The organism is Rhodopseudomonas palustris, assembly GCF_003226555.1.
Lineage (GTDB): Bacteria > Pseudomonadota > Alphaproteobacteria > Rhizobiales > Xanthobacteraceae > Rhodopseudomonas > Rhodopseudomonas palustris_I.
On sequence record NZ_QKQS01000022.1, the window covers coordinates 1 to 20332 of the forward strand.

Below are 20332 nucleotides of genomic sequence, written 5' to 3' on the forward strand. Positions count from 1 at the left end.
CTGCCAAAATCTGAATCTCAATAGATACTTGAGTCCTACCTCACAGGCCCGCGACCTTGTGACTCAGTACAATTAGGCGCACTCGCGCCGTAACCCACCAGCTTTCGACGAAACGTAGATCGGTGGGTTACGCGCTCCGCGCTACCCACCCTACGGCGCCATCGTCGCGGCGACGACGTTCAGCAGCCCGGCCGGGGCGACGCCGAAGATCACGATCAGCGCGATGCAGACGATCAACAGGCCGCGGTCGAGCTGCGGCAGCGGCTCGGACTCGTCGTGGCTGTGGCCGACGAACGGCGCGGTGAAGAACTTCGCGTAATAGAAGAAGCCGAGCGACGAGCCGGCGACCACAATTCCGACCAGCACCCACAGCCCGCCGTCGATCAAGACCCGCAGCAAGAACAGCTTGGCGATGAAGCCGCCCGCCGCCGGCAGGCCGGCGAGCGATAGCAGCGACAGCGACAGCGCGACCGCTTCCAGCGGCCGCCGCTGCATCAGCCCGTGCAGATCCGGCAGCGTCGGCGCTCTGCCGAGCGCGGCGGAGACGCAAAGCGCACCCAACATCGCCGGCGCATAGATCGCCAGATAGAACAGCGCCGCCTCGCCGGCATGCGGCGTGCCGGAGGCGATGATCAGCGCGATGTAGCCGGAATGCGCGATGGTCGAATAGCCGAGCATTCGCGGCAATTGCGGCTGGCGCAGCGCCAAGAGGTTGCCGATCAGCACCGAGGCGCCGCCGAGCGCGGCGAGGCCTTGACTCCACACCGGCTCCGGCAGATGCGCGGTGAGCGCCAGCCGCAAGATCACGATCGCGACGGCCGATTTCGACACCACCCCGGCCAGCGTCGCGGCGCTGGCCGGCGCTGCTTCGAAAGCATCCGGCGTCCACATATGGAACGGCACCAGCGAGAACTTGAACGCGAGACCGGCCAGCAGCAGCGCGGTGCCGAATGCGGTCAGCGCACCGCGGCCGCCCCAATCGGCGAACGCCAGCGCGCCGGTCTCGGCAAAGATCAGCGCGATGCCGAGCAGCAGTGCGGAAGACGCCAGCCCGCTCATCACCAGAAACTTGTAGGCCGCCTCCAGTCCCTGCCGGGTCAGGCGGAACGCGAACAAAGCGATCAGCGACAGGCTGAGGATCTCGACGCCGAGAAACAGCGTCGCGGCGTGGCCGGCACCCGCCAATGTCGCGGCGCCGATCGCTACCAGTACCAGCAGCGACGGCGCCTCCTTGGCCGGCCCGCCGGTGCGCAGGAAGACGAGCGCGCCGAGCGACACCAGGCAGGCGAACACGATGCCGAACCGCGCGGGGCCGTCGTCGGTGAACAGCGCGCCCATTGGCGCTGCCGGCGAACCAATCCGCAGCAGCACCACTGCTGCGGCCAGCGCCAGCCCCGCCGCGGCGGCGGCCTGCACGATCTGCAGCCGCGCCAGCGGCACCAGCATCATCGCCGCCACGGCGGCGATGGCCAGCACCACGAGTGGCGAGAGCGCGGCGAATTGGGCTGCGGTCATGGCGCGGCGATCACGGCGTCTGGATCAGCGCGGCCTTGATCGCCGGCTCGAGCAGCGCCAGCAGGCTCTGCGGATAGAGGCCGACGATCAGCGTGCCGATGCCCATCACCAGGATTGGCCAGTATTCGCGCCAGGTCATGTCGGCGAGCGGCGGCTTCGGCTGCGGCAGGCCGAACACCAGCCCCTTGAGCAGCCGCGTGGCGTAGATCACCGAGACGATCAGGGTCGACAGCGCCAAGAGCGCAAATACCCAATTGACCTGGAAGATGCCGACGATCACCAGCGCCTCGCCGACGAAGTTGGCAGTGCCGGGCAGCGCCAGCAGCGCCGAGCAGAACAGCGCGAAGGCGGCGGCGAATTTCGGCGCGATCTGCTGCAGGCCGCCGAGCTGGCGCAGGTCGCGGGTATGCGTGCGCTCGTACAGCGCGCCGATCAGCAGGAACAGCGCCGACGCCGAGAACGAGTGCGCGATCATCTCGACCGCGGCGCCGGCCAGCGCGTAGTGCACGCCGGCCGAGATCCCCATCAGCACAATCGACATGTGGGCGATCGACGTATAGGCGACCAGCCGTTTGGCATCGTTCTGGCCGCAGGCGACGAGGCCGCCATACAGCGCGCCGGCGGCGCCGAGCGCGATGCCGCAAGGCGCCACCGCGGCGAGACCGTCCGGAAACAGCATCGGGGCGAACCGGAACAGGCCGTAGGCGCCGGTCTTCAGCAACAGGCCTGCGAGCAGGATCGAGCCCGCGGTCGGCGCCAGCGTGTGCGCCTCCGGCAGCCAGGCATGGAACGGCGGCACCGACAGCTTGACCATGAAGGCCAGCGAGAAGCCGAGCAGCATCCAGACCTGAACCGGCGTCGAGAGCTTCATCTCGGCGAGTTCGAAGGCGCTGAACGTCATGTGGTCGGCCATCGCCGCCAATGCGAACGATGCCGCCAGCAGACCGAAACCCGCAGCCGCGTTGAAGATCAGGAATTTCAGCGCGGCGCCTTCCTTGTCGCCGTGGCCCCACACCGCGATCAGCGTGAACGCCGGCACCAGCATCGCTTCCCAGAAGAACGCGAAGATCAGCAGGTCGAACGACAGGAACACGCCGACGGTCGCCGCCACGGTCCAGCACAGGCTGGCGTGAAACAGCCCGGATTGGGTACGGATCTCGCTCCAAGACGCCATCACCGAGATGATGCCGAGCCCGGCGGCGAGCGCGATCATCGTCGCCGACAGGCCGTCGATCGCGAACTCCAGTGAGATGCCGAACGACGGCACCCACGGATACGACACCTTGTCGTACCAGCGGCCATCGCCCCCCGTGGCGACGACGGCGAACAGCAGCACCAGCATCAGCGCGAAGGTCGCGATCGTGACCCAGCGCTCGCGTTCGCCCTTGCCGGCGACGAGGAATGCGACGAGGCCGCCGATCGCAGGCAGCAGGATAAGCGCAATCAGCGCCATGACGTCCCCCAGGCAAACAACAGAAGTCCCGCGCATCCGAGCGCGATCCACAGCGAGTGATCGCGGACGCGGCCGGTCTGCGTCCGCCGCGCCAGCGCCCAGGCGTGGCCGGCACCGCCGGCCAAGCCCATCCAGGCGCGATCGATCCGGTCCGGATTGAAGCGCGCCACGAAGAATCCGACGAACAGCCGGGCCGCGACGATCAGCAGCCGGCCGACCGGGTCGCCGGCCACCATGCGTACCACCGGGGTCTGACCGTCGGTGGCGCGGGTGATCAGGTCGGTGCGAATGCCGCGAACCTGGCTGGCGCCGCAGCCGAGCGGATCGTCGGTGACGAGTCCCGGCACGTCGACGCCCTCGCGCCGCAGCGCGACCGCATCAGCCACAGCCTCGGTGCCTTCGGCGTTGCCGAGCACCGTTGCGACGCGGCGGAAGCGGCGAACGAAGTAATAATAATACAGCACCTCGATGCGGAAGATCCGGACGTGCCGCATCCGCTCCGTCAGACGCTCCAGCTCCTGCGGATGCCTGACCAGCCATCGCGCCAGGATCACGCCGAGGATCGGCGCCGCCGCGCCGAGCAGCGCCGGCACTAACGGAATGTGCTCGGGCGCGCCGCCGGTGAAACTGATCAGGGCGCCGACGGAGATGCCGCCGACCACGGCGACGAAGGTCAGCACCGTCAGCGGCACCACCACCGCGAGACCGCCCCACGGCGGCGCGGCAAGATCGGCCGTCTGGCTGGCCGCGACGAACACCACGCGGAACGCATAGGCACCGGTGAGCACCGCAGCGGTCGCGGCGAGCAGCCACAGCGGCACGCCCCACGGCCCGCTGCTCCACACCGCCGCGAGCACGGCCTCTTTCGAGTACCAGCCGGCGGTGATCACCGGCAGGCCGGCGAGCGAAGCGGCGCCGATCGCGAAGCTCCAGAACGCCAGCGGCTGGCGATAGCGCGAGCCGCGCAACGCCTCGATCGCGGTCGAGCCGCCGGCGGCGTGGCTCATCACGCCGGCGCTGAGGAACAGCAGCGACTTGAACACCGCGTGGATGGCGAAATGCGACAGCGCCACCGCCGGCGCGCCGAGGCCGAGCGCCAGCACCATGAAGCCGATCTGGCTCATGGTCGAGAACGCCAGCAGCTTCTTGACGTCGGTCTGGATCAGCGCCACCAGCGCGCCAAGCGCCGCGGTGAGGATGCCGAGCATCGCCACCATGGCGGAGATTTCTGGGGCGGCAGCAAACAGCGGCGCCAGCCGCGCCAGCAGGATCACGCCGGCCGCCACCATGGTGGCCGAGTGCAGCAGCGCCGACACAGGCGTCGGGCCGGCCATCGCGCTCGGCAGCCAGGTGTGGAACGGAAACTGCGCCGACTTGCCGAGCGCGCCGAGCGCGATCAGCCCGGCGATCGGCGCCAGCCGCCACGGATCGATTCCCGGCACTGCGGCGAGCATGCCGTCGAGCCGGGTGGTGCCGGCGTTCAGGAACAGCATCATCAGGCCGGCGAGCAGCAGACTGTCGGCGACGCGGGTGGTGATCAGCGCCTTGCGCCCCGACGCCACCGCCTTGGGCAGCTTGTCGTAGAACGCGATCAGCATGAAGCTGCACAGGCCGATGGTTTCCCAGCCCAGGAACAGCAGGATGACGTCGGCGGCAAACACTACCGCCAGCATTCCGGCGAGGAACAGGTTCATCACCGCGAAGAACCGGCGCAGATCGGGCAGCGGCTCGGACGCCATGTAGGCGCCGGAATAGATCAGCACCAGCGCACCGACCAGCACCACCGTGCCGCCGGTGACCATGCTGAGCGGATCCATCGACATCGCGATCTGAGCGACGAACACGCCGGTATCGATCGACAGGATCGGCACCGTCGCGCCGGCGACGCAGACGCCCTCGATGCAGGACAGCGCCACCGGGAAGAACAGGATCGCCGGCAATACCGCGGCGCCGACGCCGAGCGCGATCACTGCGGTGCGCGACAGCGGCGCCGGGATCAGCGACAGCAGCACGAAGCCGAGCAACGCCGGCACCGGAACGAAGGGAAGCAGATGCGCCATGCTCACCCCTTCAATCCGCTGATGGCATCGCTGTCGTCGGTGCCGGTGAGGCGGCGCAGCCGCAGGAACAGCGCCAGCCCGACCGCGACTTCGGCGGCGGCCAGCGTCAGCACCAGGATGAACATCCCCTGCCCTTCCGGATCGGCATGATAGGCGCCGGCCGCGATGAAGCCGAGCGCCGGGCCGCTGAGCGCGACCTCCAGCGCGACGAGCTGGAACAGCATGCCGCGCCGCGCCAACACGCCGAATACGCCGATCGCGAACAGGCCGGCGGCCAGGATCATGATGCCGATCAGATCGGACCCGGTCATGATCCGCTCCTCGGGCTGCGGTCGTTGCGACCGATGTGGCGAACGCCGATCAGGCCGGCGAGCAGCAGCAGCGATGCGAGTTCGACCGCCAGCGCCCACGGCCCGAACAGCAGCTTGCCGACCTCCTGGGCCGACACCGGCGCCGGCTGGCCGATAGCCTTCAGGCCGAATTCGCCGAATACGAACGGCGCCACGATCAACACCGACATCAACACCGGCAACGGCCAGGCGCGGCGCAGCAGCGCGCGCTCGCGGGTGATCGCCTCCGGCGAGACCGGCAGCGTCATCACCACGAACACGAACAGCACCACGATGGCGCCGGCATAGATCATGATCAGCAGCACGGCGGCGAATGCCGCGCCGAGCGCGAAGAAGCACACCGCCAGCGCCAGCAGCGTGACGACGAGATACAGCAGCGCATGCACGGCATTCGGCCGCGTCACCGACAGCGCCGCCGAAATCAGCGCGAAGGCTCCGGCATAGATCGCAAGCAGCGAACTCATGGCAGCAGCCCCTTCAGATTGACCGGCGGCGCCTCGTGCTCCGCCTCGCCCTTGTCCTTGCCGGGGATCGCCTTGCCGGCGAACGACCAATAGCGATAGCCACGCACCTTGCCCTCGCCGGAGATCAGCAAATCGTGCTTCTCGTACACCAGCGCGTCACGGCGCCATTCGGACAATTCGTAGTCCGGCGTGAGCTGGATCGCCGCGGTCGGGCAGGCGTCCTCGCAGAAGCCGCAGAAGATGCAGCGTGCGAAGTTGACGCGGAAGTGCTCCGGATACCAGCGGCCGTCGTCGGCCACCGCTTTGGCCAGATCGATGCAGCCGACCGGGCACACCGTCGCGCACAGATTGCAGGCGACGCAGCGTTCCTGGCCGTCCGGATCGCGGGTCAGCACGATCCGGCCCCGCGCGCGCGGATACAGCTTCGGCTTCTGTTCCGGATAGAGCTGGGTCTCCGGCTTGATGAACAGCTTGCGGCCGACCCGCAACAGGGCTTCGAGCCATCCGAATCCGATCATGACGCGCTCCTCGCCACCACGACGATGCCGGTCAGCAGCAGATTGAGCAGCGACAGCGGCAGCGCCACCTTCCAGGCGAAGCCGAGCAACTGGTCGTAGCGCGGCCGGGGCAACGTCGCGCGGATCCAGACGAACGCGACCGCGATCGCCGCGGTCTTCAGCCCGAACCACACCGGGCCGGGCAGCCACGGCCCGAGCCAGCCGCCGAAGAACAGCGTCACTGCCAGCGCCGACACCAGCAGCACCGCGAGATATTCGCCGAGGAAGAACAGGCCGAACGACATACCGGTATATTCCGTGATGAAGCCGGCGACGAGATCGTTCTCGGATTCCGGCAGGTCGAATGGCAGCCGGTGCGCGGCGGCGATGCCGGCGATGGTGAACAGCGCCATGCCGAGCGGCTGCAGCACCACGAACCAGACGCCGCGCTGCGCCTCGACGATCTCAGTCATCGAGAACGAGCCGGCGATCATCACCACGCCCATCAGCGACAGGCCGAGAAACACCTCATAGGCCAGCATCTGCGCCGCGGCGCGCATGCCGCCGAGCAGCGAGAACCGGTTGTGCGACGCCCAGGCGCCGAGCACGGCGGCATAGGCCGTCAGCCCCAGCATGCCGAGCAGAAACAGCAGTCCGACATCGACCGAGGACAGCGCCCAGCCGTCACCGATCGCCACCACGCCGAAGCCGGCCAGCACCGGCGTCGCGGCGACGGCCGGCGCCAGGATGTACAGCAGCTTGTCGGCGCCCGGCGGCGGCCGATCCTCCTTGGTAAGGATCTTCACCGTGTCGGCGACCCATTGCAGCGAGCCGAACGGACCGACGCGGTTCGGCCCGTAGCGCTCCTGCACGAAGCCGAGCAGGCGCCGCTCGACCCAGGTGAAGGTGCCGGCAAGCACCAGCAGCACCATGATCAGCGCGACCGAAATCGTGGCGGTGATGATCATCCCGATCATGGCGCCGCCTCGACCTTGACCCGGCGCAGCGGGCCGCGCGGCTGGCACGAGCCGGCGCTGATCACCACGGTGCCGCGCGGCACCGAAGCATCCAACGTCACCACCGGGGCGCAGGGATCGCCGTCGACCTGCACCGCGGCGCCGTCGCGGAAACCGTGAAGCGCCGCATCGTCCGGATGCAGCAGCAGTCGTGGTGCCGGCCGGCGCGCGGTTAGCAGCGCGCTGGCGCGGCTCAGCTCGCCGCCGGTGAAGGCGTCGTGCAGCGGGATCAGCCACAGCCCCTCGCCGGGCTCGACTGGCTGCAGCACGGCATCCGGCAGCGAAGCCTCGCCCGGCTTGATCAGCAAGGCGCCCGGATCGCCGCCGCGCAGCGGGCCGCCCACTTCTTCCAGGAAGCGGGTGACGTTGTTGGCCGAATGCAGACCGGAGGTCTTGTAGCTGCTGATCAGCGGCGCCGGCACCGCGGTGCCGCGGGCGCCCTTGATGCCGAAGGTCATCGGCCCATCCCGATCCTCCGGGATCACCGCATCGGCGAACTGCCCGGCGCGATCGTCGGCGGTGCGCCCCGTATACGGCCGCGGCGCGCGGGTGACCTTGCCGTCGGGCATGGCGAAGTCTTCGCCAGGCGCGGCGTCGGCCACCGCGACGAGGTCGGGACGTTCGACGATCAAGTCGCCGATCAGCGCATCGAGCCCGTGCCAGTCGCCGGCACCGAACGCATCGAGCCGCCGCCAGCTCGCCGGCGCGGATTCCTGCGGCGCCACCGCGGCGAAGAATCGCTGCGCCCGGCCTTCATAATTGACGAAAGTGCCGGTCGCCTCGGTGAACGGCGCCACCGGCAGCGCGACAGCGGCCCGCGTGGTGGTTTCGTTGGCCATTGAGTCCAGCGCCACCACGCCCTTAGCGGCGGCGAACAGCCGCTCGACGCCGGCGCGCGGGGCGCGGTCGAACAGATCGTTCTCGAGCACGATCGCGGTCTTGGCTCCGCCGCGTTCGAGCAGAGCAGCAGCGCTGTCGAGACCGTCGCCGCCGAGCATCGCCAGCCCGATGCTGTTGGCTTCCGGCGCCAGCAGCACGATCCGCGCCTTGGCGCCGAGCGCGGCGACAATGCGCGCCGCCGCCTCGATGATCTCGGCCGACATCAGCGCGCAGCCGGCGACGATCAGCGGCCGCTCGGCGTTCGCCAAAATCTCGGCAACTCTTGCGGCTTCGGAATGCTCCTCGACCTCCTCGGCGCCACCTGCGCCGAGCGCGGCCGCAACGCCGCCGCCGAACACGGCAATGCCCTGCGGATCGAGCCGCAGCGACAGCGCGGCGAGATCGTCGAGCGCATCGGGCAACGGCGTTGCCAGCACGATCGGCGAGCGTCGTCCTTCACCGGCGGTCCGCACCGCCGGATCGAGCCATTGGGGCACGCCCTTCTGCGCCGCGAGCTCACGCTCGGCGCCGCGCGCGGTCTGCCGCAGCGCCAGCGCCAGCCGCGGCGCGGTCCCGGTGAGATTTTCGCCGAGCACCAGCACGGCATCGGCATGCTCGACCTCATGCAGCGAGGCGATCTTCGCGGGGCCTGCACGTAGAATCTCGACGATACGGCGTATCAAACCGGCTTCGACGTCGGACACTCCGGCAAAGAACCGCTCCGGTCCGACCAGGCGCTGCAACGCGTAGTTGGCTTCCAGCGAGGCGCGCGGCGAGCCGATCCCGATCGCGCCTTCGGCCACGATGGCATGCGCGGCGGAGGCGGCGTCGTGGTCGCTGGCGGGCGCGCCGCCGATCAGCGGTTGCCGCAGCCGGTGTTCGGAGACGACGTGCAGCGGACCATAGCGGCCGCGATCGCAGATGAAGTAGCCGTTGAGGGCGCCGTGATAACGGTTCTGCACCCGCTTCACCCGGCCGTCGCGCTGGTCGACCAGGATGTTGCAGCCGAGCGAACAATGCGGGCAGATCGACGGCGTCGCCCGCATGTCCCATTTGCGCGCGTAATCGCGCGACCAGCCCTTGTCGTTGAACACGCCGGTCGGACAGACTTCGGCGAGATTGCCGGCGAACGGGCTTTCCAGCGGACCGTCCTCGGCGCGGCCGAAATACACGTTGTCGTGGGCGCCGAACGCGTCGAGGTCGCGCCCGCCCGCATAGTCGCGATAGAACCGGGTGCAGCGATAGCAGGCGATGCAGCGGTTCATCTCGTGCGTCACCAGCGGCCCGAGATCCTGGTTGCGATGGGTGCGCTTTGTAAATTTGTAGCGACGGTCGATATGGCCGGTGGCGATCGTCATGTCCTGCAGATGGCAGGAGCCGGCCTCTTCGCACACCGGGCAATCGTGCGGATGGTTGACCATCAGCCATTCGATCACCTGGGCGCGGAACGCCACCGCTTCCGGATCGCTGACCGACACCCGCTCGACATCGGCGACCGGCGTCATGCAGCTCATGACGATGCGGCCTTCGGTATCGTCCGGGCCGTCATAGACCTTCACGGCGCATTGCCGGCAGGCGCCGACCGAGCCCAGCGCGCCGTGCCAGCAGAAATACGGCACGTCGATGCCGTGGGTCAGGCAGGCGGACAGCAGATCCTCGCCGTCCTTGGCTTCGATGACGCGGCCGTCGATCTCGATCTTCTTCTTGGTCATGGGCGGCCCACCGGACAGAAGCCCTGCAGGTGGGCCGTGAAGATGTCGCCGAAACGTTCGAGGCCGCTGCGCAGCGGCGTCAGCGCGCCGGTGTTGAGATCGCAATAGGAGCGGCCCGACGGACCGGACAGCGCGACCTGCTGGTGCAGCAGGTCGATGTCGGCGCGCGTGCCCTTGCCGGCTTCGAGCGTATCGAGCAGCTTCGACACCCACGGCAAACCGTCGCGGCATGGCGTGCACAGCCCGCAGCTCTCGCGCGCGTAGAACCGCATATGGCGCCCGATCGCTGCCACCGGACAGGCGCGATCGTCGAGCACGATCAGCGCGCCGGTGCCGAGCGAGCTGCCGGCTTTCTTAGTGCTCGTGAAATCGAGCGGCACGTCGAGCTCGGCCTTCTCGAAGAACGCGGTGGCGCCGCCGCCGGGCTGGAACGCCAGCAACGCGCGGCCATTGCGAATGCCGCCGGCACGATGCAGCAGCTCGCGCGCCGTCGACCCCATCGGCGCTTCGATCAGTTGCGGGCGCTCGACGCAGCCGGAGACGCCGTACAGCTTGGTGCCGCCTTCGTCGGTGAACGACAGCGACCGATACCACTCGACACCGTTCTCGATGATCGACGGCACCGACGACAGCGTCTCGACATTGTTGACGGTGGTCGGGCGGCCCCACAGCCCGCTGACCGCCGGATAAGGCGGCCGATGCCGCGGCACCGGACGCTCGCCCTCGATCGCGGCGATCAGCGCGGTCTCTTCACCGACGATGTAACGGCCGGCCGAGGCGTGCACCCGCATCGTCAGATCGAAACCGGAGCCGAGAATGTCGCGGCCGAGCAGGCCGCTCGCTTCCGCTTCGGCAATCGCGCGGCTCAGCGCGGCGGCCGCGGCGCGATACTCGTCGCGCACCAGGATGATCACTTCGGTGGCGCCGATCGCGTAGGCCGCAATGGTCGCGCCCTCGATCAACTGATGCGGCAGCGCCTCCATCAACAGCCGATCCTTGAACGAGCCTGGTTCGGTCTCGTCGCCGTTGACGCAGAGATACCGCGCGCCCGGACCGGCTCTCTCGCTGCCGGTCCGCATGAAGCGCCACTTGTTGGCGGTCGGGAAGCCGGCACCGCCGCGGCCACGTAGCCCCGCAGCCTCGACCATCGCGATGATAGCTTCCGGGCTGTGGCGCTTGAGCGCGAGCGACAACGCCGCATAGCCGCCGAGCCCGCGCCAGGCGGCGAGGCTGTGCGGCTGACGGTCGGCGCGAGCGCGGCCGGTGAGCGGCTTGTCGCTCATGACTTGCCTCCCACCGCGGTGCCACCGATCAGCGCGTCGAGATCGTCTGGCGTCAACGGGCCGATAAGCTTCCGTTCGGGGCCGACCAGCGCCACCGGGGCGCGATCGCAGCCGCCGACGCAGCAGATGTTGATCAGCGTGAACTTGCCGTCCGGCGTGGTTTCACCGAAGCCGATGCCGAGCCTGCTCATCACCGCGTCGCGCACCGCATCGCCGCCGCATAGATAGCAGCTCAGCCCGTCGCAGAGCAGGATCACGGTGTCGCCGACGGGGACGCGGAAGATCTGGCTGTAAAAGGTCGCGAGCGCGTCGATCTCGGCCGTCGTGACGCCGAGCACATCGGCGGCTTCCTTCAGGTGCGCGTCGGAGACCCAGCCTTCGGCTTCCTGCACCAGCTTCAGCGCTTCCACCATCGCAGCCTTCGCGCCGCCGTGGGTGGCGGCAGCATGCTGGATCGCGGTCTTGAGGGCGGGACTGAGGCTCATCGGTCGACGTCCGACATCACGTAGTCAATGCTGCCGAGATAGGCGACGAGATCGGCCACCATCATGCCGGGGGCGACTGCGGAAATCATCTGCAGATGCGCGAACGACGGCGTGCGAATCCGGGTGCGATAGCTCGACGGCTCGCCGTCCGAGATCAGCGCGAACTGCGTCAGGCCGCGCACGGTCTCGACCTGGCCGGTGTATTCGCCCTGCGGTAGTACCGGACCCCAGCTCGTGCTGACGAAGTGATGGATCATGGTCTCGATGTCGTGCAGCATCCGCTCCCGCGGCGGCGGCGTGGTGAGCGGATGATCGGCCTTGATCGGGCCGGACGGCATGTTGTCGACGCACTGCCGAATGATCTTCAGCGACTGCCGGATCTCTTCGACCCGCACCACAGTGCGGTCGTAGCAATCGCCGGCGTGCCCGACCGGAATCTCGAAATCGAAATGCTCGAACCCCGCATAGGGCCGCGCCTTGCGCACGTCCCAGGCATAGCCGGTGGCGCGCAGCCCCGGACCGGTGACGCCCCAGTCCAGCGCCATCGCGGTGTCGTAGGCCGCAATCCCCTTGGTGCGCGCGCGGAAAATCTCGTTGCGCAGCACCATGCCTTCGTAGTCGTCGAGTCGCGACGGCATCCAGTCGAGGAATTCGCGCACCAGCTTGTCCCAGCCCTCCGGCAGATCCATCGACAGGCCGCCGATGCGGAAATAGCCGGGATGCATCCGTGCGCCGGTGATCGACTCGATCACCCGGTAGCCGCGCTCGCGATCGGTGAACATGTAGAACACCGGCGACATAGCCCCCGTATCCTGCGCCATGGTGCCGTAGAACAGCAGATGGTTCATGATGCGGAACATTTCCGACAGCATGATCCGAACCGTCAGCGCGCGGTCCGGCACCTTGATGCCGCAGGCCTTCTCGACCGCCTGCAAATAAGGCATCTCGCCCATCACCCCGCCGAGATAATCGACCCGGTCAGTGTAGGGCAGGAAGTTGTGCCAAGTCTGGCGCTCGGCCATCTTCTCGGCGCCGCGATGATGGAAGCCGATATCGGGCCGCGCCGCGACGATCTCCTCGCCGTCGAGCGCCAGCACGATCCGGAACACGCCGTGGGTCGCCATCGAATGCGGCCCGTAGTTCAGGATCATGAGCTCGACGCCGTCGCGATGCGTCGGCAGGCCGAACTTCTCCGGATCGGCGGCGAGCGCATGCTCCTTGGCGTCGAACAGCGACGCCGTCATGTTGAACAGCGGCCGTTCGGTGGCGCGGCCCGGCTGGGTCTTGCGCATCGGGTGGCCTTCCCAGCCCGGCGGCAGCAGGATGCGCAGCGAATGCGGCTGGGCTTCGAACTCGACGCCGAACATGTCGTAGGCTTCGCGCTCGTACCACGGCGCGTTGGGAAACACCGTGCCGATCGACTTGGCGCGCGGATATTCGGCGTCAAGCGCGATCTTGATCCTGATGTCGGCATTACGCTCGTGCGACATCAAATGGCTGGCGATAGTGATGCCGGACGGCGGCAGGCCGTCGCGATGCTTGCGCGCGGTCTCGTCGATCGCCCACAGGTCGACCAGCATCCTGAACGGGCGGTCGATCTCCTGCTTCAGGAAGCGATGCACGTCGATCGTCGCGTCCGGCCGAATCCATACGGTCGGAAACCGATCGGCAGTAACTTGCTGGCCCAGCACCGCATCCTTGAAGCGCGCGCTGAGCTCGGTGACGAGTTCGGATGCGCTCACAATGACTCCGGCGGATCGAGCAGGGTCTGCGCCATGCGTTCGTCGCGGCGCTGGTCGCGCCGGCGCGGCGCATCGAAACCGAGGCCGGCGGTGTTGCCGACGGTGACGCCGAGCGGACGCCGCTCGCTGCCGACTTGCTGCTGCAGCATGATCAGCGCGTCGAGCACTGCCTCAGGGCGCGGCGGGCAGCCGGGGATATAGACGTCGACGGGAATGAAGCGATCGACACCCTGGACCACCGAATAGATGTCGTACATGCCGCCCGAGCAGGCGCAGGCGCCCATCGCGATCACCCAGCGCGGCGCGCGCATCTGCTCGTACAGCCGCAGCAGCGGCGCGGCCATCTTGTGAAACACGGTGCCGGACACGACGAGCAGGTCCGCCTGACGCGGCGAAGCGCGGATCACCTCGGCGCCGAACCGCGCCTGATCGTACACCGGCGTCAGCACCGTGACCTGTTCGACGTAGCAGCACGACAGCCCGAAATTGAACGGCCACAGGCTGTGCTTGCGCGACCACGCGGTGAGGTCTTCGAGCGTGGTGAACAGGCTCGACAGCGCCATATGCTCTTCGACAGAGCGCTGTTCGCCCGGCATGCCCGGATGTTGCGGCGTCGTCGTCATCGGCGCCGCCCCTTGACCCAGTCGAGCGCTCCATCGAGCCACAGATACACCAGCGCCAGCAGAAGCACGCCGATGAACACGGCGGCTTCGATCAGGCCGAGCCAGCCGGCGTCACGCGCGGCGACCGCCCAGGCGAACAGGATCGCAGCTTCCATGTCGAAGATCACGAACAGAGCGGCGATCAGGAAGTACGGCGCGTTCAGCGGCCCCTGCTGTGGCTGCGCCGGCAGCACGCCGCCCTCGTAGGGCACGTCGGGCCGCGCACCGGAGCGCTTCTCGCGCAGCCAAGCCGCGACCACGATGATCGCCGCAACGATCCCGGCCGACAATGCGACGTGGATGGCGAGTGCGGCGCCCGAATTGATCGGAAGGGTCAGATCACCCACCGGCAAGGCTCCAACAAACAGCGGAAGAGCGGATCGCAAACGATCCGACGTAGGGTGTGGCAGTCGGTTGTTAAGGCATCGTCACCATGCCATCCGGCCCGTCAAGGCTGGTTGACGCCGATCAAGTCCGCGACCACGACAACGTGAAATTCCCTCTGTTATTTCCTGTACTTGGAACTCGGTAAGGGAGGCAGGAAAGCAGCGCCGCATCGGGTTTTGCGAGCTCCAACCGGCGGTCTTGCACCGCCCGAATCGTCACCTTCCGCGATCTGCGGCACGTTGCCACGTCGATCGGCGATGGCAGCGACCGCCTCGCCGGTGCCAATCCGAGGCCGCGTGCGAACCGGCCCAGTCGGCGGCGCTGGCGCGGATGCGCGAATAGATTTCGCCGGACGCTGAAATGATCTAACGATAATTGTTTCGTCCTGGGCTGGCCGATGTCGCTGCTTCATCTCTACACCCGCGTGCTGCAACTTCTCGGCAGGGAGGCGCGGCTCGGCTGGATCCTCGCCGTCGCCAATCTGCTGCTCGCCACTGCGCAATTCGCCGAACCGATCCTGTTCGGCCGCATCGTCGATGTGATGAGCGGCAATCTCGCCACGGGCGCTCTGGTGCCGGAGACGCGCTCGCCCTGGCCGTTGCTCGGTGCCTGGGTCTGTTTCGGCCTGTTCACTATCCTGTGCTCGGCGCTGGTCGCGCTGCAGGCCGACCGCCTGGCGCATCGGCAGCGCCAGGCGGTGCTGACCAGCTATTTCGAACATATCCTGCAATTGCCGATCAGCTTCCACACCGGCACCCATTCGGGCCGGCTGATGAAGGTGATGCTGCAGGGCACCGATGCACTGTGGCGGGTGTGGCTCGGCTTCTTCCGCGAGCATTTCGCCGCCCTCTTGTCGCTGGTCGTGCTGCTGCCGCTGTCGCTGTACATCAACTGGCGGCTGGCGATCCTGTTGTTCGTGCTGTGCGTCGTGTTCACGGCGCTCACCACGCTGGTGGTGCACAAGACCTACGGCATGCAGGGCGAGGTCGAGGCGCAGTATAGCGACCTGTCGGCGCGCGCCTCCGACGCACTCGGCAACGTCGCGCTGGTGCAGAGTTTCGTGCGCATCGACGCCGAGGTGCAGGGGCTGCGTAACGTCTCCGGGCGTCTGCTGGCGGCACAGATGCCGGTACTGTCGTGGTGGGCGCTGGTGACGGTGATCACCCGCGCCTCCACCACCATCACGGTTCTGGCGATCTTCGCGCTCGGCATCTGGCTCAACCAGCAGGGCCTCACCAGCGTCGGCGAGATCGTGATGTTCGTGTCGTTCGCGACGTTGCTGATCCAGCGCCTCGAACAGGTGGTGAATTTCATCAATAACGTGCTGATGGAAGCGCCGCGCTTGCGCGAATTTCTCGCGGTGCTCGACACCGTGCCGGCGGTGCGCGACCGCGCCGACGCGATCGATTGCGGCCGGCTGTCCGGCCTGGTCGAGTTTCAGAACGTGTCGTTCTCTTACGACGGCAAGCGGCCGGCGGTGGAGGACCTGAACTTCACCGCCCTGCCCGGCGACACCATCGCGCTGGTCGGCGCCACCGGCGCCGGCAAATCCACCGCGATCGCGTTGTTGCACCGCGCCTTCGATCCCCAGTCCGGCGTGATCAAGGTCGACGGGATGGACATTCGCGGGATCACTTTGGCATCGCTGCGGCGGAACATCGGCGTGGTGTTTCAAGAGGCGCTGCTGTTCGATCGCTCGATCGCCGACAATTTGCGAGTCGGCAAGCCGGACGCCACACCAGAGGACCTGCGCCTCGCCGCGGAACGCGCCCAGGCGCTGGAGTTCATCGAACGCAGCGACCACAAGTTCGACACCAACGCCGGCGAACGCGGCCGGATGCTGTCCGGCGGCGAACGACAGCGGCTGTCGATTGCGCGTGCGCTGCTGAAGGACCCGCCGATCCTGATCCTCGACGAAGCCACCTCGGCGCTCGACGCCGTGACCGAGGCCAAGCTCAATCTCGCGCTCGACGAGGTGATGAGGGGACGCACCACCTTCGTGATTGCACACCGGTTGTCCACCATCCGGGACGCCACCCGTATTCTGGTGTTCGACAACGGCAAAGTGATCGAAAGCGGAACGTTCGATGAATTGGTGAAACTTGGCGGTTCGTTCGCGCAATTGGCGCGGGCGCAGTTCATGGTGCAGGAGAGCGCGCGCTCGGCGATCGGCCAAGCCGCCGACCCGCAACTCTGATCGGTCGAATTTCAGCCCTTTTCGTCGCCGATTACCGGGGCTCAAGCCCTGTTCTGCGGGCGCGAGCCGGTATAGGGTCGGGTTTGCTGGGGCCACCGCCTGAAAACCCGAACGTCACCGTGCCGCGATCTCGTCGGCGCGACGGAACTCACAGGACCGGAATCGGAACGTGCCTTTCATCACCGCACAGCCTTGCCGTTCATCTTCGTTTTTGACCATCGTCGTGGCAGCGCTGTTGTCGCTGACCGTGCTGCCGCGGATCGCGAACGCCGAAGCGCTGCTGTTGGTCGAGGCCGACACCGGAAAGGTTCTCCAGGCCGAGAACGCCACCTACCCGTGGCATCCGGCGTCCGTCACCAAGCTGATGACCCTGTATGTGACGCTGCAGGCGGTGAAGCAGGGTCGGCTCACCGCCGACACGCTGCTGACGGTGTCGCCGATCGCCGCGTCGCAATCGCCCTCGAAGATGGGCTTCCGCCCCGGCACCCAGCTCACCGTCGACAACGCGCTGAAGATGATGATGGTGAAGTCGGCCAACGATATGGCCGTGGTGCTGGCCGAAGGCGTCGGCGGTTCGATCGACGGCTTCTCGGAGATGATGAACGACACCGCGGCGCGGCTCGGGATGACGCAGACGCACTACGTCAATCCCAACGGCCTGCCCGCCGACGAACAGGTGACCTCGGCGCGCGATCTGGCGATCCTCGCCCGCGCCATCATCCGCGACCTGCCCGAATACGAGTATTACGTCCACATTCCGGCGATCCGCTTCGGCAAGCGGGTGACGCGGAACTTCAACAAGCTGATCGGCCGCTATCCCGGCGCCGACGGTTTCAAGACCGGCTTCATCTGCGCTTCGGGCTACAATTTGGTCGCCAGCGCCACCCGCAACGGCCGCCGCCTGATCGCCGTGGTGCTCGGCGCCAATTCCGGAACGGACCGCGCCGTGAAGGCGGCGCAACTCTTGGAGCGCGGCTTCTCGACCAACACCCTCGCCTGGCTGACGCCGTCGCTCGGCACCGTCGACAATCTCGCGCCGATCGCCGCCGCCCCGCCGGACCTGCGCGACGAGATGTGCGGGCCGAAGCGCAAGCGCCCGGCCAGCGACGAGGACGAGACCGTCGCCAATGCGCTGTCGGGCAATCCGGTGATGTCGATGTTCCAGCCGCCGGCGCTGCGGCCGGCCGACATGATCGCCGCCGAGCCCGAACCGACCCAACCGGTGGTGGTCTATACCGGGCCGACGCGAACCGGAGCCGCACTGATCGCGGCCGAGAGCAGCGATTCCGAACATCATGTCGCCAAGCCGGCCAAAAAGAAGGGCCGCAAGGCTGCGAAGAAGAAAGAGACCGCGGAGGAAGCGAGCGCCGAAAACAGCGCCGCGGCCAAGAAGCCGAAGTCGCGCACCTCGGTGATCGTCGATACCAACAAGCCGGCCGCCGCCAAGCACGGCGCCAAGCCGCACACTGCGGCCGACAAGCCGGCTGCTTCCAAGCCGAAACCGAAAGCCGCGAAGCCGGCGTCAAAGAGCGCAACCAGCGAGACCAAGCCGAAGTCCTGACCCGTCACAGCGGCGACGTGACCGCGATGACTTGGTGATCGCATCGCTTTCGCTGATGCCGCGTTGCTGCGGCGTGCAGTCGCTTGCGTTCGGTGTTGGCTTAGCTCAATACTCCGCGAAACGGGAGGTTGGGCGCGGTTTTCCTGCAGTCTTTTGCAGTGCAGCAAATCACCCGCGGCGTCTTTCGGCCAATTCGCCGCCCCCGACCGATATGCGACAATCATAAGGCACGGAGCCACGCGCTTCGGGCAGGCGATACGAGGAACACACCATGGAGCGGAACTGGCTCAAGCACTACCCGCCGGGCGTCCCGGCTGACATCGACGTGACGCAGTATCCCTCGCTGGTCGACCTGTTCGAGGAAAGCTTCCGGAAGTACGGCGATCGTAAAGCCTTCATCTGCATGGACAAGGCGATCACCTATCGCGAGCTCGACGAGATGTCGGTCGCGCTCGGCGCCTACCTGCAAAGCAAGGGCCTGCAGAAGGGTGCGCGCGTCGCACTGATGATGCCGAACGTGCTGCAATATCCGGTGGCGATCGCCGCAGTGCTGCGCGCCGGCTTCGCGGTGGTCAACGTCAACCCGCTCTACACCCCGCGCGAACTCGAGCATCAGCTCAAGGATTCTGGCGCCGAAGCCATCATCGTGCTGGAGAACTTCGCCCACACCGTCGAGCAGGTAGTGGCCCGCACGCCGGTCAAGCACATCATCGTCGGCGCGATGGGCGACATGCTCGGCTTCAAGGGCGTGATCGTCAATCTGGTGGTGCGTAAGATCAAGAAGATGGTGCCGGCCTATTCGCTGCCCGGCGCAGTGTCGTTCAACGACGCGGTGTCGGCCGGCCGCGGCCAGAAGTTCACCAAGCCGGCGATCGGTCCCGAAAGCGTCGCCTTCCTGCAATATACCGGCGGCACCACCGGCGTATCCAAGGGCGCGACGCTGCTTCACCGCAACGTCGTCGCCAACGTGCTGCAGAACGACGCCTGGCTGCAGCCGGCGCTGGCCAAGCCGCCGCATGTCGATCAGCTGTTCATCGTCTGCGCGCTGCCGCTGTACCACATCTTCGCGCTGACCGCGTGCTATCTGCTCGGCATGCGCGCCGGCGGCGTCAACCTGTTGATCCCGAACCCGCGCGACATTCCGGGCTTCATCAAGGAACTGATGAAGTATCAGGTCAACAGCTTCCCGGCGGTCAACACGCTGTACAACGGCCTGCTGCACGCCCCGGGCTTCGACAAGGTCGACTTCTCCAAGCTGAAGATCTCCAACGGCGGCGGCATGGCGGTGCAACGTCCGGTCGCCGAAGCCTGGCTGAAGCTGACCGGCTGCCCGATCGCCGAAGGCTACGGCCTGTCGGAGACCGCGCCGGTGTTGACCTGCAACCCGGCCACCGTGACCGAATTCAACGGCACGATCGGGCTTCCGATGCCGTCGACCGAACTCTCGATCCGTGACGAAGAGGGCAACGAAGTGCCGTTCGGCACCGCCGGCGAAATTTGCGCCAGGGGGCCGCAAGTGATGTCCGGCTATTGGAATCGCCCCGACGAGACCGCGCTGGTGATGACCCCGGATGGCTTCTTCCGCACCGGCGACATCGGCATCATGTCGCCGGACGGCTTCACCAAGATCGTCGACCGCAAGAAGGACATGATCCTGGTCTCCGGCTTCAACGTCTATCCGAACGAGGTCGAGGAAGTGGTCGCGAGCCATCCCGGCGTGCTGGAATGCGCGGTGATCGGCGTGCCGGACTCGCGCACCGGCGAGGCCGTCAAGGCGTTCGTGGTGAAGAAGGACCCGGACGTCACCGCCGAGAGCATCATCAAGTTCTGCCACGGCGAACTGACCAACTACAAAGTGCCGCGCCAGATCGAATTCCGCACCACGCTGCCGAAAACCAACGTCGGCAAGATCCTGCGTCGCGAACTGCGCGACGAGAAGAAGAGCAATCAGGCGGCGGCGTAAACGCCTGCTCTCCTCTCCACGTCATTCCGGGGCGCGGCCGAACGGCCGCGAACACGGAATCTCGAAGTTACTGTGCCCGTTTCAGATTCCGGGTTCGCTCGCTAGC

At 67.2% G+C, this 20332-nt stretch carries 16 protein-coding genes; 3 read left to right on the plus strand and 13 right to left on the minus strand.

Annotation, left to right across the window (positions count from 1 at the left end; all coding sequences use genetic code 11):
• Nucleotides 1-150 precede the first annotated feature (150 nt).
• Genes DNX69_RS12375 through DNX69_RS12435 form a run of 13 tightly spaced genes read right to left on the minus strand, consistent with a single transcriptional unit; the run spans nucleotide 151 to nucleotide 14465 of the window.
• Nucleotides 151-1515 carry an NADH-quinone oxidoreductase subunit N gene (locus tag DNX69_RS12375; RefSeq protein ID WP_110786304.1) on the minus strand — a complete coding sequence of 455 codons (1365 nt, stop codon included), beginning with the start codon at nucleotides 1513-1515 and terminating at the stop codon, nucleotides 151-153.
• 10 nt (nucleotides 1516-1525) lie between these two features.
• A complete protein-coding gene (locus DNX69_RS12380) occupies nucleotides 1526-2968 on the minus strand; it encodes a complex I subunit 4 family protein (RefSeq protein ID WP_110786305.1) in 1443 nt (480 codons plus the stop codon).
• Nucleotides 2959-5028, minus strand: a complete 2070-nt coding sequence (locus tag DNX69_RS12385) for an NADH-quinone oxidoreductase subunit L (protein ID WP_110786306.1) — start codon at nucleotides 5026-5028, stop codon at nucleotides 2959-2961. Before DNX69_RS12385 ends, DNX69_RS12380 begins: the two co-directional genes overlap by 10 nt.
• A gap of 2 nt (nucleotides 5029-5030) precedes the next feature.
• Entirely contained in the window at nucleotides 5031-5339 is a 309-nt protein-coding gene (nuoK, locus tag DNX69_RS12390) for an NADH-quinone oxidoreductase subunit NuoK (protein WP_107356823.1), read from the minus strand.
• The gene (locus tag DNX69_RS12395; RefSeq protein ID WP_110786307.1) at nucleotides 5336-5842 is read right to left on the minus strand and encodes an NADH-quinone oxidoreductase subunit J family protein; all 507 of its coding nucleotides are present in this window, start codon (nucleotides 5840-5842) and stop codon (nucleotides 5336-5338) included. Before DNX69_RS12395 ends, nuoK begins: the two co-directional genes overlap by 4 nt.
• The gene (nuoI, locus tag DNX69_RS12400; RefSeq protein ID WP_110786308.1) at nucleotides 5839-6360 is read right to left on the minus strand and encodes an NADH-quinone oxidoreductase subunit NuoI; all 522 of its coding nucleotides are present in this window, start codon (nucleotides 6358-6360) and stop codon (nucleotides 5839-5841) included. Before nuoI ends, DNX69_RS12395 begins: the two co-directional genes overlap by 4 nt.
• On the minus strand, nucleotides 6357-7316 hold the full coding sequence (gene nuoH, locus DNX69_RS12405) for an NADH-quinone oxidoreductase subunit NuoH (protein ID WP_110786309.1): 960 nt from the start codon (nucleotides 7314-7316) through the stop codon (nucleotides 6357-6359). The genes nuoI and nuoH overlap by 4 nt, the downstream gene beginning before the upstream one ends.
• Nucleotides 7313-9946, minus strand: coding sequence for an NADH-quinone oxidoreductase subunit NuoG (gene nuoG, locus DNX69_RS12410; RefSeq protein ID WP_110786310.1), 2634 nt, complete (start codon nucleotides 9944-9946; stop codon nucleotides 7313-7315). The genes nuoH and nuoG overlap by 4 nt, the downstream gene beginning before the upstream one ends.
• Nucleotides 9943-11229, minus strand: a complete 1287-nt coding sequence (locus DNX69_RS12415; protein ID WP_110786311.1) for a complex I 51 kDa subunit family protein — start codon at nucleotides 11227-11229, stop codon at nucleotides 9943-9945. The genes nuoG and DNX69_RS12415 overlap by 4 nt, the downstream gene beginning before the upstream one ends.
• The gene (nuoE, locus tag DNX69_RS12420; protein ID WP_110786312.1) at nucleotides 11226-11714 is read right to left on the minus strand and encodes an NADH-quinone oxidoreductase subunit NuoE; all 489 of its coding nucleotides are present in this window, start codon (nucleotides 11712-11714) and stop codon (nucleotides 11226-11228) included. Before nuoE ends, DNX69_RS12415 begins: the two co-directional genes overlap by 4 nt.
• Nucleotides 11711-13456: an NADH-quinone oxidoreductase subunit C/D gene (nuoC, locus tag DNX69_RS12425; RefSeq protein WP_110786313.1), complete on the minus strand. Its 1746-nt coding sequence runs from the start codon at nucleotides 13454-13456 to the stop codon at nucleotides 11711-11713. Before nuoC ends, nuoE begins: the two co-directional genes overlap by 4 nt.
• Complete coding sequence (locus DNX69_RS12430; RefSeq protein ID WP_110786314.1) at nucleotides 13453-14079, minus strand: NuoB/complex I 20 kDa subunit family protein; 627 nt, start codon at nucleotides 14077-14079, stop codon at nucleotides 13453-13455. Before DNX69_RS12430 ends, nuoC begins: the two co-directional genes overlap by 4 nt.
• Entirely contained in the window at nucleotides 14076-14465 is a 390-nt protein-coding gene (locus DNX69_RS12435; protein WP_110786336.1) for an NADH-quinone oxidoreductase subunit A, read from the minus strand. Before DNX69_RS12435 ends, DNX69_RS12430 begins: the two co-directional genes overlap by 4 nt.
• A 437-nt stretch (nucleotides 14466-14902) precedes the next feature.
• Between DNX69_RS12435 and DNX69_RS12440 the strand changes: the two genes are divergently transcribed.
• The 3 genes from DNX69_RS12440 (at nucleotide 14903) to DNX69_RS12450 (ending at nucleotide 20226) form a co-directional block, all read left to right on the plus strand.
• On the plus strand, nucleotides 14903-16702 hold the full coding sequence (locus DNX69_RS12440; RefSeq protein WP_110786315.1) for a glucan ABC transporter ATP-binding protein/ permease: 1800 nt from the start codon (nucleotides 14903-14905) through the stop codon (nucleotides 16700-16702).
• 169 nt (nucleotides 16703-16871) lie between these two features.
• Nucleotides 16872-18263: a D-alanyl-D-alanine carboxypeptidase family protein gene (locus tag DNX69_RS12445; protein ID WP_110786316.1), complete on the plus strand. Its 1392-nt coding sequence runs from the start codon at nucleotides 16872-16874 to the stop codon at nucleotides 18261-18263.
• 271 nt (nucleotides 18264-18534) lie between these two features.
• The gene (locus DNX69_RS12450; RefSeq protein ID WP_110786317.1) at nucleotides 18535-20226 is read left to right on the plus strand and encodes a long-chain fatty acid--CoA ligase; all 1692 of its coding nucleotides are present in this window, start codon (nucleotides 18535-18537) and stop codon (nucleotides 20224-20226) included.
• The last annotated feature ends 106 nt before the right edge of the window (nucleotides 20227-20332 follow it).